General features: G+C 73.6%; 15 protein-coding genes. 8 read left to right on the top strand and 7 right to left on the bottom strand.

Annotated elements, in window-relative coordinates:
- The first annotated feature begins 53 nt into the window (after positions 1–53).
- The 4 genes from OG295_RS26300 (at position 54) to OG295_RS26285 (ending at position 3,520) form a co-directional block, all read left to right on the top strand.
- Complete coding sequence (locus OG295_RS26300) at positions 54–1,598, top strand: aldehyde dehydrogenase (NADP(+)) (RefSeq protein WP_371679115.1); 1,545 nt, start codon at positions 54–56, stop codon at positions 1,596–1,598.
- Between the two features lie 85 nt (positions 1,599–1,683).
- The gene (locus OG295_RS26295) at positions 1,684–1,905 is read left to right on the top strand and encodes a hypothetical protein (RefSeq protein WP_371679114.1); all 222 of its coding nucleotides are present in this window, start codon (positions 1,684–1,686) and stop codon (positions 1,903–1,905) included.
- Positions 1,906–1,971: 66 nt separating this feature from the next.
- Positions 1,972–3,231: a TerD family protein gene (locus tag OG295_RS26290; RefSeq protein ID WP_371679113.1), complete on the top strand. Its 1,260-nt coding sequence runs from the start codon at positions 1,972–1,974 to the stop codon at positions 3,229–3,231.
- A 112-nt stretch (positions 3,232–3,343) separates the two neighbouring features.
- Positions 3,344–3,520, top strand: coding sequence for a hypothetical protein (locus OG295_RS26285; protein ID WP_371679112.1), 177 nt, complete (start codon positions 3,344–3,346; stop codon positions 3,518–3,520).
- Between the two features lie 73 nt (positions 3,521–3,593).
- Here OG295_RS26285 and OG295_RS26280 read toward each other — a convergent pair whose 3' ends face one another.
- Both OG295_RS26280 and OG295_RS26275 read right to left on the bottom strand, forming a co-directional pair.
- A complete protein-coding gene (locus OG295_RS26280; RefSeq protein WP_371679111.1) occupies positions 3,594–5,042 on the bottom strand; it encodes an alkaline phosphatase PhoX in 1,449 nt (482 codons plus the stop codon).
- Positions 5,043–5,322: 280 nt separating this feature from the next.
- Positions 5,323–6,801, bottom strand: a complete 1,479-nt coding sequence (locus OG295_RS26275; protein WP_371679110.1) for a hypothetical protein — start codon at positions 6,799–6,801, stop codon at positions 5,323–5,325.
- Positions 6,802–7,149: 348 nt separating this feature from the next.
- Between OG295_RS26275 and OG295_RS26270 the strand changes: the two genes are divergently transcribed.
- The 3 genes from OG295_RS26270 to OG295_RS26260 all read left to right on the top strand — a co-directional run bounded on the left by OG295_RS26270 (position 7,150) and on the right by OG295_RS26260 (position 10,000).
- Complete coding sequence (locus OG295_RS26270; RefSeq protein WP_371679109.1) at positions 7,150–8,991, top strand: endonuclease/exonuclease/phosphatase family protein; 1,842 nt, start codon at positions 7,150–7,152, stop codon at positions 8,989–8,991.
- A gap of 64 nt (positions 8,992–9,055) precedes the next feature.
- Positions 9,056–9,511, top strand: coding sequence for an N-acetyltransferase family protein (locus OG295_RS26265; RefSeq protein ID WP_371679108.1), 456 nt, complete (start codon positions 9,056–9,058; stop codon positions 9,509–9,511).
- Positions 9,512–9,745: 234 nt separating this feature from the next.
- Positions 9,746–10,000, top strand: coding sequence for a hypothetical protein (locus OG295_RS26260; protein WP_371679107.1), 255 nt, complete (start codon positions 9,746–9,748; stop codon positions 9,998–10,000).
- A gap of 49 nt (positions 10,001–10,049) precedes the next feature.
- Here the strand turns inward: OG295_RS26260 and OG295_RS26255 are convergent, their stop codons facing one another.
- From OG295_RS26255 to OG295_RS26245, 3 genes are all read right to left on the bottom strand, one after another.
- Complete coding sequence (locus OG295_RS26255) at positions 10,050–10,595, bottom strand: hypothetical protein (protein WP_371679106.1); 546 nt, start codon at positions 10,593–10,595, stop codon at positions 10,050–10,052.
- A gap of 201 nt (positions 10,596–10,796) precedes the next feature.
- Positions 10,797–11,777, bottom strand: coding sequence for a 2,3,4,5-tetrahydropyridine-2,6-dicarboxylate N-succinyltransferase (gene dapD, locus OG295_RS26250; RefSeq protein WP_371679105.1), 981 nt, complete (start codon positions 11,775–11,777; stop codon positions 10,797–10,799).
- Positions 11,778–11,786: 9 nt separating this feature from the next.
- Positions 11,787–13,016, bottom strand: a complete 1,230-nt coding sequence (locus tag OG295_RS26245; RefSeq protein WP_371681314.1) for an MFS transporter — start codon at positions 13,014–13,016, stop codon at positions 11,787–11,789.
- A gap of 93 nt (positions 13,017–13,109) precedes the next feature.
- On the opposite strand from OG295_RS26245, the gene OG295_RS26240 reads away from it, so the two are divergent.
- Positions 13,110–13,985, top strand: coding sequence for a winged helix-turn-helix transcriptional regulator (locus tag OG295_RS26240; protein ID WP_371679104.1), 876 nt, complete (start codon positions 13,110–13,112; stop codon positions 13,983–13,985).
- A gap of 36 nt (positions 13,986–14,021) precedes the next feature.
- Here OG295_RS26240 and OG295_RS26235 read toward each other — a convergent pair whose 3' ends face one another.
- Both OG295_RS26235 and OG295_RS26230 read right to left on the bottom strand, forming a co-directional pair.
- A complete protein-coding gene (locus tag OG295_RS26235) occupies positions 14,022–14,567 on the bottom strand; it encodes a TetR/AcrR family transcriptional regulator (protein WP_371679103.1) in 546 nt (181 codons plus the stop codon).
- The gene (locus tag OG295_RS26230; RefSeq protein WP_371679102.1) at positions 14,567–14,890 is read right to left on the bottom strand and encodes a multidrug efflux SMR transporter; all 324 of its coding nucleotides are present in this window, start codon (positions 14,888–14,890) and stop codon (positions 14,567–14,569) included. The genes OG295_RS26235 and OG295_RS26230 overlap by 1 nt, the downstream gene beginning before the upstream one ends.
- Positions 14,891–14,920: the final 30 nt, after the last annotated feature.

Here is a 14,920-nt window from a genome sequence, read left to right as displayed (position 1 = left end):
TCATCCACCGGAACGGCGTTCAGAATACTGAACGATCCAGGAGGCAGCGGGCCATGGCAGCGACACCAGTCTGGAGTGTGGACCCCCGCACCGGGAAGCAGCGCGAAGAGGTCACCACCGAAGCGACACCCCCGGACGTGGACCGGGCCGTCCGCGCGGCGCACTCCGCCCGCGCCGCCCTGGCCGACCGCACCACCCGCGTCGCCTTCCTGCGCACCGCCGCCGACCTGCTCGACGAGGCCGGCCCCCTGGTCGTCGAGACCGCCGACGCCGAGACCGCGCTCGGCCAGGCCCGCCTCACCGGCGAACTCGCCCGCACCACCGGCCAGCTGCGGGCCTTCGCGGACTCCGTCGAGGAGGGCTCCCACCTCGACGTCCGCATCGACCGCGCCGACGCCACGCTCACCCCGCCGCGCCCCGAACTGCGCCGGTACAAGGTGCCGCTCGGCGTGGTCGCCGTCTACGCCGCCTCCAACTTCCCGCTCGCCTTCTCCGTCCCCGGCGGGGACACGGCCAGCGCCCTCGCCGCCGGCTGCCCCGTGGTCGTCAAGGCCCACCCCGACCACCCGGCCACCTCCGAGCTGTGCGCCGCGCTGCTGCGCCGGGCCGCGGAGGCGAGCGGGCTGCCGCCCGAGGTGGTGCACGTCGTGCACGGCTTCGACGCCGGGCTGGAGCTGGTCCGCCACCCCCTCGTCACCGCGGCCGGGTTCACCGGATCCCTGCGGGGCGGACGGGCCCTGTTCGACGCGGCCGCGGCCCGGCCGGTCCCCATCCCCTTCCACGGCGAACTCGGCTCCCTCAACCCCGTCGTGATCACCCCGGCGGCCGCCGCCGAGGGCGCCGAGGAGATCGGTGGCGGCCTCGCGGGCGCGGTCACCCTCGGGGTGGGCCAGTTCTGCGTCAAGCCGGGCCTGGTCCTGGTCCCCGAGGGCCCCGACGGCGACCGGCTCGCCGGCAGGCTCGGGAAGTCCCTCGGGGAGACCGGACCGGGGGTACTGCTGGACCACCGGATGCGGGAGAACTTCCTCGCCGGCGTCCGCGAGCGGGCCGCGCTGCCCGGCGTCACGGCCCCCGTCCTCCCGGGCCCCGGCGGGGAGCACTCCGTCGGCGCGGGCTACCTGAGCGTCCCGGCCGCGACCCTCCTGGAGGGCGGCCCCCACGAGGTGCTCCTGGAGGAGTGCTTCGGCCCGGTGACGGTCGTCGTCCGCTACGCCGACCCGCGCGAGGCGACCGAGGTGCTGGCCCGGCTCGGCGGCAACCTGAGCGCCACCCTCCACCTGTCCGCCGCCGAGACCGAGGGCGCCCCGGGCCCGGCCGGCTCCCCGTCGGCCGCCGAACTGATCGGGCAGGTCACGGAGCTGGCCGGGCGGATCGTGGTGAACGGCTGGCCGACCGGGGTCGCGGTGGCCCCGGCCCAGCACCACGGCGGCCCCTACCCGGCGGCCACCTCCCACTCCACCTCCGTCGGCGGCACCGCGATCGAGCGCTGGCTGCGCCCGGTGGCGTACCAGTCCGTCCCGGACGCGCTGCTCCCGCCGGAGCTGCGCGAGGCCAATCCCCTGGGACTGCCCCGCCGGGTGACCGGAGGGGAGCGCTGAGCCCACGGCCGCGGGCGCGCCCCGGGCCGGGCCGGGGCCGCTAAATCCGTTGCCCGCCCCGCCGTCGGCGGGGCAGGCTGCGCGCATGCCGAAGCCGCACGGGTTCACGTACGAGGTACGCCACGACCGCACCGTCGTCATCACGCACCAGGGCCGCGCCGCGGGCACCCTGCGCGGTGGCCGGGCCGACAAGTTCCTGGCCGAGGTGGAGTCCGGTGACTCCCAGCTGGTGATGGCCCGCTGGACGGGCTCGTACAAGTTCGGCAACGAGCGCACGGCACGCGACCACCCCCGCAACCGGCGCTGACCCGGCCTCCGGGAATCTCCCGCGAGGGTAAGGGAACGGCAAAGCGGCTCCGGTCGTTCTCCGGGCATGACCGCTATGACCCCTGGTTCCAACCTGCCGCTCAACACCGTCGGCGTGACGGTGGACGTGGCCGCCCCGGTGCGGCTCGACGTGTCGGGCCTCCTCCTCGCGGCGGACGGCAAGGTGCGTTCCGACGCCGATTTCATCTTCTACAACCAGCCGTCCGGGCCCGGTGTCAGCTACCGGTCCGGTGGCGGGGCGGCGCCGGACTCCATCACCGTGGACACCGGCGCGCTGCCTTCCGGCATCGAGCGCATCGTGGTCACGGCCAGCCCCGATGCCGCCGGGCAGACCTTCCAGGGCATCGAGCCCACCGCCACCGTGCGGGACGCGGCGTCCGGAGCGGTGATCGCCACCTTCACCCCGCCGCGGCTGGGCCCGGAGACCGCCCTCGTGGTCGTCGAGGTCTACCAGCGCGGCGGCGTGTGGAAGGTCCGCGCGGTCGGCCAGGGGTACGCCAACGGCCTCGCCGGCATCGCGACGGACTTCGGGGTCTCCGTGGACGAGGAACCGGCCGCCCCCGCGGCCGCGGCCCCCGCCGCCCCGCCGGTGCCCCCCGCACCTCCCGCGCCTCCCGCACCCTCGGTCTCGCACCCGGTCTCCCCCTGGCTCGGCGGTCCGGCCGCCGACGGGTCCGCGACGCCCGCCGCCCCGCCGGCCGCGCCCGCCACCGCCCCGGCCGGCGCCGGGAAGATCAACCTCGACAAGGGCCGGGTCAGCCTCCAGAAGAACCAGACGGTCTCCCTGGTCAAGGGCGGGCGCCCGCTGCTCTCCCAGGTCAAGATGGGCCTCGGCTGGGAGCCCGCGTTCCGCGGCGCCGACATCGACCTCGACGCCTCCGTCATCGCCTACGGCCCGCAGCGCAACCACATCGACAGCTGCTACTTCGGCAAGCTCTCCATCCTGGGCGGCGCGATCAAGCACTCGGGCGACAACCTCACCGGCGAGGGCGCCGGGGACGACGAGGTGATCGTCGTGGACCTCGGCCGGCTGCCCGCCGAGGCCACCGGCCTGGTCTTCACGGTGAACTCCTTCTCCGGCCAGAAGTTCACCGAGGTCGCCAAGGCCTACTGCCGGCTCATCGACGCGGCGAGCGGCGAGGAGCTGGTGCGCTTCGACCTCACGAGCGCCGAGCCGCAGACCGGGGTCATGATGGCCAAGTTGATCAAGCAGTTCTCCGGGGAATGGGAGATGACGGCCATGGGCGACTTTGTGAAGTCCCGCACAGTGCGCGGCATGGTCAAGCCCGCCTCGCAGGCACTCTGAGCAGGTGGGCGGGCACATGACGCGACCGGGCACTCGGGGAAGCGCCACCGGGTGATGGATGCCACGCGTAATCCGGAGGTGGCTGTCAGTGCCCGCCCGTAGCCTTGAACCCATGCAGAACACACTCCGGCCCGCTGGCCCCGCGCGCCCGTCCGCCGCCGAGGCGAACGAGGCGATACGGCTGCTTGTCGAGACCCGGGTGGACGAGGAGTGGCCCTCGGAGGCGTACGAGTTCCTGCTGGAGGAATGGGCCGCGGCCTCCCGTGCGGAGGTCTGCGCGGACCGGTGAGGCCCCGCCCGGACGGGCGGAGCCCCACGGCGTCCGCGGTCGGGCCGTACGGCGCCGGCGCCCGGGCCCTGCCTCAGCGGTCGCGCCGCCAGGGGCCGGTCACGGCCAGCATGATGCCGGGCTCCTGGATGTTGGCGTACAGGGTGCGGCCGTCGGGGGAGAAGCAGACCCCGGTGAACTCCGAGTACTCGGGCGCCTCGGCGGTGCCGATGTTCAGCTCGTTGCGCGCCAGCGGGTAGACCCGGCCCGACTCGGTCGCCCCGAGCAGGTGCTGCAGACCGCTGCCGTCCTCGGCGATGACCAGGCCGCCGTACGGCGACACGGTGATGTTGTCGGGGCCGTCGTAGCCGCCGTCCGCCCCCGGGGCGGCGTTCACCCCGATCAGGACGACGAGGCGGATGGTGCGCCGCTTCGGATCGTAGAACCACACCTGGCCGTCGTGCGCGGCGCCCGGGCTCTCCTCCCGCGCGTAGGAGGACACGAAGTACGCGCCCCCGTCAGCCCACCACATCCCCTCCAGCTTGCGCGCCCGGGTCACGGCGCCCGCGGCGAACTGCTTGCGCACCGGGACGGTCCGCGCGTCGCGGTCGGCGACCGCCACCCAGTCGACCCCGTACACGGTGCCGGTCTTCGTGGCGCGCGAGAGGTCGTCCACGAACCGGCCGGAGGAGTCGAAGCACTTGGCGGCCGCGAGCACCCCGGCGTCGGCCGCGAGCGTACGGAGTCTGCCGCGCCCGTGCCGGAAGCCCTGCGGCGGGGTCCAGCGGTAGAGCAGCCCGTTGGGACCGGAGGCGTCCTCGGTCAGGTAGGCGTGACCCTGGCGCGGGTCGATGACCACGGCCTCGTGGGCGTACCGTCCGAACGCCTTGACCGGCTTCGGGTCACGGTTGGCCCGGCGGTCGTTGGGGTCGACCTCGAAGACGTAGCCGTGGTCCTTGGTCATGCCGTTCTTGCCGGCCAGGTCCTCGGTCTCCTCGCAGGTCAGCCAGGTGTCCCAGGGGGTGGCCCCGCCGGCGCAGTTGGTCGACGTACCGGCGATGCCCACCCATTCGGCGACCTCGCCGCCGCGCCGGACCTCGACGACGGTGCAGCCGCCGGCCGCGGCCGGATCGTAGACCAGGCCTTCGGTGAGCGGGACGGGGTGCGCCCAGTTCGCGCGCGGCCCCTTCAGCTCGTGGTTGTTGACGAGGAGGGTGACCCCGCGGTGTCCCTCGAACGTGGCCGTCCCGTCGTGGTTGGACGGGGTGCTCTCGCCGGTTTCGAGGGTGGTGACACCGCTGTGGGTGATCACGCGGTAGGTGAACCCGGCCGGGAGCGCGAGGAGTCCGGCGGGGTCCGGCAGGAGCGGGCCGTAGCCGGGGCCGTGGGGGCGGCCGTGCTCGTCGTGCCCGTTCGCGCCGGGGCCGTCGTCGGCGGCCAGGGCCCCGGGGGCGGTGGCCAGGGCGCCGACCGTTCCGGTGAGGGCGACACCCGCTCCCGCGATGACGGTACGGGCGGTGAAGTCTCTGCGGCTGAGGGGCATCGGGTCTCCAGGGTGGGGAGGGGGTGCGCCTGACGTACGGTCGTCGGCGCACACGCTCCCGCCCGTACGTGAACGGCGGCTGAACTACCCCGAAAGCGGAGCCGACCCCTTGCCGGTGGCCGGAATGGCGTACTCCGGCCACTCGAACGGCTGGTTGTGCACCGGCCGCCCGGACGCCCGGCCCGGCCGGGACCCCCGAACCGGCCGGAGCCCCTGGGCGCCCCACGCCTTCCGCCGCCGGGTCAGGGCCCGCGTCCCGGCCCTGACCCGGCCGGACCGGTCAGGGCCGGCGGGAGCGGGCCTTGAACGCGGCCTTGCGCGCCTCCTTCGAGGACTTCTTGTCGGGGTGGAGCCGCCCCATGGCCTCCAGCACGTACCCCGTCGCGGGGTGCTCGACCCGCCATGCCAGCTCGAAGAACTCGTTGTGGTGCTCGGTCAGCGTCCGCATCAGCAGCGGCAGCTCCTCGGTCTCCCCGTCCGCGGCGAGCTGCGCGGCGATGGTGTCGACCGTCAGCCACAGCACCATCTCCGGGTCCGGCGCCGGTACGTCGGTCACCCCGTGTTCGGCGAGCCAGACCCGGGCGAGCCCGCCGAGCTCCGGGTCGTCCAGCACGGCCCGGACGGCCGGCTCGGCCTCCCGCCCGGCCGGGGTCAGGGCCTGCTGGCAGCGCAGCCGGCGCAGCGGGGCGGCCTCGTCTGCGCCGCGGGCCGCGGCGAGCAGCTCGGCGACCGCGGCGGGCAGTTCACGCCCCGCCAGCCACTGCTCGATCTCGGCCTGCGCCGCGTCCTCGGAGTAGAAGGAGACCGCGTCGAGCAGGGCATCGGCGCCCTTGCCGGCGAATTCGCCGAGGGCGGGGGCCTCGACCCCGGCCTCCAGCATGCGGGCGCGGACGCCGTACAGGCCGAGCGGGGTCAGCCGGACCATCCCGTAGCGGGACACGTCCTCGTCGTCCTCGATACCGGTGTCGGGGAGGTCGTCGGCCTCCGTCATCAGCTCCTCGTCGACGGGGCGGAACTCCACCAGCCCGATGGGCTCCAGCTGCCGGAACTGGTCGTCGAGGCGCATCATCGCCTCCGAGACCTGCTCCAGGACCGCGTCGGTGGGGTCGCCCATGTCGTCGGGCACGATCATCGAGGCGGCGAGCACCGGAAGCGGCACCGGCCCCTCGCCCGCACCGCCCTCGCTGACGGTGAGCAGGTAGAGGTTGGCGAGGACCCCGTCGAGGAAGTCGGCCTCGCGCTGGGGGTTCCAGTCGAGCCGGTCGAAGTCGATCTCGCCGCCCGCGTCCAGGGCGTCGACGAGGTCGTCCAGGTCGGGCACGGCGGCGTCGGCGAGGACGGCGTCCAGGGCCGCGAGCCACAGGTCGAGCACGTCGCCGGGCGCGCCGTCGGCGACCAGGGCGAGGTCCTCCCCGGGGGCGGCGGTGCCGTACTCGGGCTCGGCGCCGTCGCCGCCGCCCTCGACGTCCTCCTCCGGCTCCGTCACGTCGACCAGGCCGGTGTCCACGGCGACCCGCCAGGCCTGGGCCGCGTGGCCGGGGCTGTCCTCGTCGTCGGCGTCGAGGCCGAGCAGTGCCACGGCCTCGGCCAGCTGCCGGGCAACGAGTTCGCCGCCGACGTCGACACGGGTGTCGGGCCCGGCCCAGCGGGCGAGGCGTACGGCGCGGGCGAACAGCGGTGCGACGAGGGCGTCGCGGGCCAGCTCCGCATCGGAGTGCAGCCGTACCGGCGGCAGCGTGGGGTGCGGCTCTGCGGACATGCGGTGGTTCTCCTCGGGCGGGATGCGTAGAGCGGTTCGGACGGGACGCGCGGGACGGCGGGACGGTCGGGGGGTGGTGCGGGGCGGTGGGGCGGGGGATTGTGCGGACGATGCGCGGAGACGGCGCCGGGGAGGCGCTACGGACGGGCCGTCATGCCTGGTACGGCGTACCAGGGTAGACGCATTTCGGGCAGCCCCGGCGGGCCATCGCCTTTGGTTCATCCCACAGTCAACTCTTGTCTTCCCTGGAGGCCTTGACAACTTCCCTGGTCACACAGGAAATTGACGCGCGTAGATGTACCGGGGCCCATGAGGCCCCCTTCCTCCACACATCCGGAGTTCCCGCCCATGCGCTCCTCGCATCCCCGTTCCGCCGCCGTCGCGGCCCTCGTCGCCACCGCCCTGGCCTCCGGCCTGCTCGCGGGCACCGCCGGCGCGGCCGAAGGCGTCGTGTCCGCCGATCCGATACGCATCCACGACATCCAGGGCACCACCCGGACATCCCCGCTCAACGGCAAGCCGGTCGCCGACGTCCAGGGCATCGTCACGGGCGTTCGCACCTACGGCTCGCGCGGATTCTGGATCCAGGACCCCGACGCCGACGACGACCCCGCCACCAGCGAGGGCATCTTCGTCTTCACCAGTTCGGCCCCGACCGTCGCCGTCGGCGACGCGGTCAAGGTCTCGGGCACGGTCGGCGAGTACGTCCCCGGCGGCGTCAACTCCGGCAACCAGTCGGTCACCCAGATAGCCAAGCCCACCGTCACGGTGGTCTCCTCCGGCAACGCGCTGCCCGCGGCCGTCGCCGTCAACGAGTACTCGGTACCGGCCGCCTACGCCCCGGCGGGCGACCCGGCCGCCGCCAACAGCATCAACGGCCTGACCCTGGAGCCCTCGCGCTACGCCCTGGACTACTACGAGTCCCTGGAGGGCATGAACGTCAAGATCGGCACCTCGCGCGTGGTCGGCGCCACCGACCCGTACAGCGAGATGTGGGTCACGGTGAAGGGCTGGGAGAACACCGCCAAGCGCGGCGGGACGCTCTACGGCTCGTACGAGTCCCAGAACACCGGCCGCCTCCAGGTCCAGCAGCTCGCGCCGGTCGCGCAGCAGCCGTTCCCGGTGGCCAACGTCGGCGACAAGCTGACCGGGACCACCGAGGGCCCCCTCGACTTCAACCAGTTCGGCGGCTACACCCTGGTCGCCCGCACCCTGGGCACCGTCAAGGCGGGCACCCTCGCGCCCGAGAAGACCAAGCCGCAGGCGGCGAACGAGCTCGCGGTGGCCACGTACAACGTCGAGAACCTCGACCCGACCGACCCGCAGACGAAGTTCGACAACCTCGCCAAGGCGGTCGTGGAGAACCTCGCCTCGCCCGACATCCTGGCCCTGGAGGAGATCCAGGACGACAACGGCGCCAAGAACGACGGCACCGTGTCGGCCGAGCAGACGCTGACGAAGTTCACGGCGGCCATCGCCGCCGCGGGCGGCCCCGCCTACCAGTGGCGTTCGGTCAGCCCGGAGAACAACAAGGACGGCGGCGAGCCCGGCGGCAACATCCGCCAGGTGTTCCTCTTCAACCCGGCGCGGGTCTCCTTCACCGAGCGCGCGCCCGGCGACGCCGTGACGGCGACCGGGGTCACGACGGAGAACGGCAAGGCCGCGCTGACCCACTCCCCCGGCCGGATCGACCCGGCGAACCCGGCGTGGGCCGACAGCCGCAAGCCGCTGGCCGGCGAGTTCGTCTTCAAGGGCAAGACGGTCTTCGTCATCGCCAACCACTTCTCCTCCAAGGGCGGCGACGAGGGCCTGACCTCGGTCCACCAGCCCCCGGTGCGCTCCTCGGAGACCAAGCGACTGCTCCAGGCGCAGGCCGTGAACGGGTTCGTGAAGCAGCTGCTGGCGGCCGACAAGCACGCCTCCGTGCTCGCCGTCGGTGACATCAACGACTTCGAGTTCTCCGGCACCGCGCAGGCGCTGGAGGACGGCGGGGCGCTGTACTCGGCGATCAAGTCGCTGCCGAAGGCGGAACGTTACTCCTACGTCTACCAGGGCAACGCCCAGGTGCTGGACCAGATCCTGGTCAGCCCGGGGGTCAAGAACTACGCGTACGACAGCGTGCACGTCAACGCCGAGTTCTCCGCCCAGAACAGCGACCACGACCCGCAGGTGCTGCGCTTCCGCCCGTAGTCCCTCCTCTGACCGCAGGGAGCCCGGCCGCCGTCCCGGCCGGGCCCCCTGCCATGCTCAGGTCATGATCTTCCGCCTCGCCACCCGCCAGGACCTGCCCGCCGTACTGGCCCTGCTGGCCGACGGGGCCGGGGACCGAACCACCGGTCCGGTCCCGGTCGAGGCCGGCGCGGCCCACGAGCGGGCCTTCGCCGCCATCGAGGCCGACCCCCGCAACGAGCTGCTGGTCCTCCAGGACGGGGACGCGCTGATCGGCTGCCTGCAGCTCACCTACATCCCGGGCCTGGGTCAGGGCGGGCGGGAGCGGGCGCTGGTCGAGGCGGTACGGATCCGCGCCGACCGGCGCGGCGGTGGCCTCGGCGCCGAGCTGATGGGTCTGGCGGTGGAGCGGGCCCGCGGGCGGGGCTGCGGCCTGGTCCAGCTGACCAGCGACAAGCGGCGGACGGCCGCGCACCGGTTCTACGAGCGTCTCGGTTTCGCGCGCAGCCACGAGGGGTTCAAGCTCCGTCTGGAGCCGTAGCGGCGCACCGGAGCCGTGGCGGCGCACCGGAGCCGTGGCCGTCGGTCACTCCGTGGCCACCGACCGGAGCCGCGACGGCCGTCCAGCCCGTACGGGAGGGGACTTTCGCCCCTGGCGTGACGCTCGCCACACACCTCCCGATTTCGGCTGGTTGTGGTGTTGAGTGTCTGCACGCCCGATCGTCCGCCCCGGCTCCGTACCGGCTCGCACCGTACGCACTCATCGGAGGACCGCGTGTTCCCCTCCATCTCCCCCGCCCAGGAAATCGGCCTGGCCGTGCTGCTCGTGGCGGCGCTCGTCTGGGTCCTCGGCCTCGGCCACATGCTGCGGGACAGCCGCCTCCACCACCCCGATCCGGGCGCCCACGACGGCCTGCCGGCCATCCCGGCCCAGCGCACCGCCGGTGCGCACCCCATGGAGTCGGTGGAGCTGACGGAGGCGGAGGAGCAGGCCTTCGCGGGCCTGATCCGCACGATCCCCCTGCACTGACGCGGCACCGTCCCGGCACCCTCGGCAGCGCCCGGCCCCGCACGCTCCGTCAGCCCGGCGCCATGGCCTCCCGCACCGCCTCCACGAAGGCGTCGCGGCTGCGCCGGGCCGCGACACGGCACCGGTTCATCAGCTCCCGGTGCTCCTCGGCACGGTCCGCATCACCCGAACACACGGCTTCGTGAAGCCGGCGGGCCGCGCTCCAGAATCCGTTCACGGTCTCGTAGAGCTCACGGACCGCAGCCCCCACGTCCGCGGGCCCTTCCAGGAACGCCACGTGCATCGCGCTCATCAGCACGGCCCGCTCCGTACGCGACTCGTCCAGCAGGAGCGCGAACGCGTCGGGATCCCCCGCGACGGCGACCATGTCCCCCACCCTGCTGTGCAGGACGCCGGCGGCCTTCGCGAACTCCGCGTAGGCCGCCCGGCGCTGCTGGTACCTGTGCTCGGCCCGTGCGTGCCGGAGCTGCGCGAGTTGCGCCTCACGGCTCAAGAGCGCCTGCGTCCTGGCGGCTCGGGAGGTGAACCAACCCGTGGTCGCGCTGGCCACGACGGCCGCGCCGGCGGCTATGAGGGCCGTCCATAATGCATCCATGGGTCGAGGGCAGGGCCGGGTGAACGGCTTCGCGCACGGGCCCGTACGGCATCGGCGGAGCCGGAACGCGTGCGCCCTCCCGGGCCCGCGCGGGGCCGTGGGAGGGCGCTCGTTGGTGACCGACGTTGACCACCGGTGGCGGCTCAGCCGCTGGTCAGGGCGTTGGTCGGGTGCTCAGCCGCAGGTGAGGGCGGCCGGGCGTCAGTTGTGGCTGTGCAGGACCTCGTTCAGGCCGCCCCAGGCCGCCTTGTAGGGGCGGGCCTCGACGGCGCCGGTGACCGAGTTGCGGCGGAAGAGGATGTTGTCGGCGCCCGAGAGCTCCAGGGCCTTGACGATCTCGCCGTCCGGCAGGGTCACGCGGGTGCCCGCGGTCACGTAGAGGCCGGCCTCGACGACGCACTCGTCGCCCAGGGCGATGCCCACGCCCGCCTCGGCGCCGATCAGGGTGCGCTCGCCGATCGAGATGATCTGCTTGCCGCCGCCCGAGAGGGTGCCCATGGTGGACGCGCCGCCGCCGATGTCGGAGCCGTCCCCGACGACGACGCCCGCCGAGATCCGGCCCTCGACCATGGAGGTGCCGAGGGTGCCGGCGTTGAAGTTGACGAAGCCCTCGTGCATGACGGTGGTGCCCTCGGCGAGGTGCGCGCCGAGGCGGACGCGGTCGGCGTCGGCGATGCGCACGCCCTTGGGGGCGACGTAGTCGGTCATGCGGGGGAACTTGTCGATCGAGGTGACCTGGAGGTGCAGGCCCTCGGCGCGGGCGTTCAGGCGGACGGTCTCGACCTGGTCGACCGGGACCGGGCCCAGCGAGGTCCAGGCGACGTTGGCCAGCAGGCCGAAGACGCCGTCGAGGTTCTGGCCGTGCGGCTTGACCAGGCGGTGGCTGAGCAGGTGCAGGCGCAGGTACGCGTCGTGCGCGTCCAGCGGCTTGTCCTCCAGGGAGGCGATGGCGGTGCGGACGGCTACGACCTCGACGCCGCGGACCGCGTCCGAGCGGATGGCCTTGGCCGCGGCCGCGCCGAGGAGCTCCACGGCCTGCTCGGCGGTGAGGCGCTCGGTGCCTGCCGGGCCGGGCTCGGCGACCAGCTCGGGGGCGGGGAACCAGGTGTCGAGGACGGTGCCGTCGGCGGCGATGGTGGCAAGTCCGGCGGCGACGGCGCCGGTGGTACGCGTAGCAGTCATATCCGAAACCTAACCGGCGACGGCCTTCGGTCGCGAACCGGTCTCATGTGCCGGTCGTACGCGTCGCCTCACCTCCCGCGCACCCGTGACCAGCACGATCCCCCCGGCAGCCGCGCCGAGCGCCGCGCACAGCGGCCACAGCAGGTCCGGCGCGGTGTCGTACAGGGCTCCCCCGAGGGGCGCGGCGAGGACGAACCCGCTGATGGAGACACCCGCGTACAGGCTCTGGAACCGGCCGACGGCGTGCTCGGGCGACTCGTCCGCGACGTACGCCGTGGCGGTGGTCTTGTAGAGGATCTCCCCGAGGGTGAGCAGCAGCATCATCGCCACGGCCGTCGCGGTGCCGACCCCCGCCATCAGCATCGCGTAGCCGCCGCCCACCAGCACCAGCCCGACGCCGATGACGTGCAGCGGGGAGCGCCGGCGCAGGGCGAGGGCGGCGGGGATCTCCAGGAGCAGGATGACGCCGCAGTTGACCCCGATGAGCCATCCGTACGCGCGGGTGTCCAGACCGTGGTCGGCGAGGTAGACGGGGAAGGTCGTCAGGTGCTGCCGGTAGACGACGTCGACGACGGCGATCGCACCGAGCAGGACCAGTACGGCGGGCCGCGCCCGCAGCTCCGGCCACAGCCCCCCGCGGCCCAGACCCCCGTCCGGGGCCGCGGGAGGGGCGGTGGCGGCCCGGGCCGGGACGACCCGGGCGGTCCAGAGGGCGAAGAGGAGGGTGCCGAGGCCGTCCGCGACGAAGAGCCAGTCGTAGGAGAGCCCGGTCGCGATGAGGGATCCGAGGGGTCCGCCCACCGCGAAGCCTCCGTTGGACAGGCAGCGGGTGACGGCGAAGGCCTGGCGGCGGGAGCCTTCCTGCACGGTGACGGCGACCAGCGCGGAGTTGGCGGCGCGGATCACCCCGGATGCGTACTGGGCGAGCGCCAGCAGGAGTGCCAGCGGGAGGGTGGGGACCGCCGGCAGGGCGACGAGGGCCGTTCCGCCGAGGGCCGAGGCGGCGAGCAGCACCCGGCGGTGGCCGAAGCGGTCGCCGTACCAGCCGCCGGTGAAATTGCCCGCGACCAGGCCGATGCCGCCGATGCCGACGACCAGGCCCGCCCCGGTGGCGTCGAGGCCGCGCGGGCCGGTCAGGTAGAGGAAGACGAAGACGACGGTGAAACTGGCGACGGCGTTGACGAAGATCCCCGCAGCCAGCAGCCACACGACCTTCGGTAGGTCCTTGAGCCCCTGCAGCACACCCGTGCCCCCTTGCGTCCCCGAGTAAGTTCCCTTTAGGAACGGACTATGTCAGCATGACAGCCTGGGGTCAACGGACAAAGGAGTGCCATGGCCCAGCGCACACACCTCGGCGACGCGGACTGTTCCATCGCCCAGGCCCTCGACGTCGTGGGCGACTGGTGGACGCTGCTGATCGTGCGCGACACCGCGCGCGGTCTGCACCGCTTCGACGAGCTCCAGCGCGAGCTGGGCATGTCCCGCAAGGTGCTCGCCGAGCGGCTGAAGCTGCTCGTCGAGGCCGGGGTGCTGACGCGCACGCCGTACCAGGAACGCCCGGTGCGGCACGAATACCGGCTGACCCCGCGCGGGCGGGGCCTGCTCCCGGTCCTGGTCGCCCTCCAGGACTGGGGCGACGCCTGGATCCTGGGAGAGGGAGAGATGACGGCGACGACCGAGGAGTCCTCGAAGGAGGCCGCGCGGGTGCACGCGCTGCGCGGCACCCGACTGCCGGAGCTGCTGCTGCCGGACCGTTTCGGCGAGCTCCGCGACGCGGTGGCGGACACGCCGTTCACCGTCCTGTACTGCTTCCCCGGCGCGTACGCCCGGAGCGAGTCCTACCCGCCCGGCTGGGCCGGGATCCCCGGGGCGAAGGGGTGCACGCTGGAGTCGTGTACCTTCCGCGACCAGCTCGCGGAGTTCACCGCGGCCGGCGCCACCGTCCACGGGGTCTCGACCCAGCGCCCGGACGAGCAGCGGGAGTTCGCGGAGCACGAGCGACTGCGCTTCCCGCTCCTCTCGGACGCGGAACTCGACCTGGTGACGGCCCTGCGACTGCCGACCTTCCGCGCGGGCGGGGTGAGCCGGCTGAAGCGGCTGACGCTGGTCGTGGACCGGGAGCGCACGGTGCGCGAGGTGTTCTACCCGATCCGGGACATCGAGGCGAGCGTCGCCGCGGCCCTGGAGGCGGTCCGCTCCGCACCCTGAACCGCGGCGGCCTCCGGCACGGCGACATCGCGCCGCTCACGGCCGGCGGGGCAGGCCCAGGACCCGGGCGAGGATCTCGCGGGCGTACGCCTCCTCGTACGGGGAGTCCGTCAGCAGGACCTGGAGGCAGATGCCGTCCATCACGGCCACCAGCGCCCGCGCCGTCACCGGATCGGTGTGTTCCGCCAGCGCCTCGGCCACCGACTCCAGCCACTCGGCCGCGACCGGCCGCAGCGCGGGCCGGCGCAGGGCGGCCAGGTAGAGCTCGTACTCCAGCTCCGCCCGCCCCCGGTCCGCCGCCAGGACCTCCCCCAGCAGCCGGGCCAGGGCATCCGCCAGGTCCTCGCCCCCGCGCGGCGCGAACGCGGGCGCGTAGGCCTCGTTGGCCTGCCGGAGGGCCGCCACCAGCAGATCGTCCAGGCTCTTGAAGTGGTAGGTCGTCGAGCCGAGCGGCACGTCCGCCTCGGCCGCGGCGCTGCGGTGGCTCAGCCCCGCGATCCCCTTGTCCCCCACCACCCGGATCGCGGCGTCGATGATCCGCTGCCGCCGCTCCGGGTCGTACCGGCGCGCTCCGGCGGCCATCAGTGGGCCGCTCCGCCGAGGTTCAGCAGGACCACCCCGGCGACGATCAGTGCGATCCCGGCGAGTTTCGCGGCGCTGGCGGCCTCCCCCATGAACACCATGCCGATGGCGGCGATGGCGGCGGTGCCGACTCCGGCCCAGATCGCGTACGCCGTGCCGACCGACATCGATCTGAGCGTCTGTGCGAGCAGGCTGAAGGCCACCACGTAGCCCAGCAGCGTCCCCAGTGAGGGCCAGAGCCTGGTGAACCCCTCGCTGTACTTCATCGCGGTGGTCCCGGCGACCTCGGCGGCTATGGCCGCCGCAAGCAGTACGTACGGCATGCGTACAACAGTACACATCGATGCGTACAC

The sequence above is a fragment of the Streptomyces sp. NBC_01276 genome, from assembly GCF_041435355.1.
Taxonomy (GTDB): Bacteria; Actinomycetota; Actinomycetes; order Streptomycetales; family Streptomycetaceae; genus Streptomyces.
This window is presented reverse-complemented; position numbering and strand designations above follow the sequence as displayed.

Bases quoted from the DNA above. Each gene is read 5' to 3' on its own strand.
- OG295_RS26255 (WP_371679106.1), bottom strand. From the start codon at position 10,595: ATGGATGCATTATGGACGGCCCTCATAGCCGCCGGCGCGGCCGTCGTG.
- OG295_RS26290 (WP_371679113.1), top strand. From the start codon at position 1,972: ATGACCGCTATGACCCCTGGTTCCAACCTGCCGCTCAACACCGTCGGC.
- OG295_RS26280 (WP_371679111.1), bottom strand. From the start codon at position 5,042: ATGCCCCTCAGCCGCAGAGACTTCACCGCCCGTACCGTCATCGCGGGA.
- OG295_RS26240 (WP_371679104.1), top strand. From the start codon at position 13,110: ATGGCCCAGCGCACACACCTCGGCGACGCGGACTGTTCCATCGCCCAG.
- OG295_RS26235 (WP_371679103.1), bottom strand. From the start codon at position 14,567: ATGGCCGCCGGAGCGCGCCGGTACGACCCGGAGCGGCGGCAGCGGATC.
- OG295_RS26230 (WP_371679102.1), bottom strand. From the start codon at position 14,890: ATGCCGTACGTACTGCTTGCGGCGGCCATAGCCGCCGAGGTCGCCGGG.
- OG295_RS26300 (WP_371679115.1), top strand. From the start codon at position 54: ATGGCAGCGACACCAGTCTGGAGTGTGGACCCCCGCACCGGGAAGCAG.
- OG295_RS26295 (WP_371679114.1), top strand. From the start codon at position 1,684: ATGCCGAAGCCGCACGGGTTCACGTACGAGGTACGCCACGACCGCACC.
- OG295_RS26285 (WP_371679112.1), top strand. From the start codon at position 3,344: ATGCAGAACACACTCCGGCCCGCTGGCCCCGCGCGCCCGTCCGCCGCC.
- OG295_RS26275 (WP_371679110.1), bottom strand. From the start codon at position 6,801: ATGTCCGCAGAGCCGCACCCCACGCTGCCGCCGGTACGGCTGCACTCC.
- dapD (WP_371679105.1), bottom strand. From the start codon at position 11,777: ATGACTGCTACGCGTACCACCGGCGCCGTCGCCGCCGGACTTGCCACC.
- OG295_RS26265 (WP_371679108.1), top strand. From the start codon at position 9,056: ATGATCTTCCGCCTCGCCACCCGCCAGGACCTGCCCGCCGTACTGGCC.
- OG295_RS26270 (WP_371679109.1), top strand. From the start codon at position 7,150: ATGCGCTCCTCGCATCCCCGTTCCGCCGCCGTCGCGGCCCTCGTCGCC.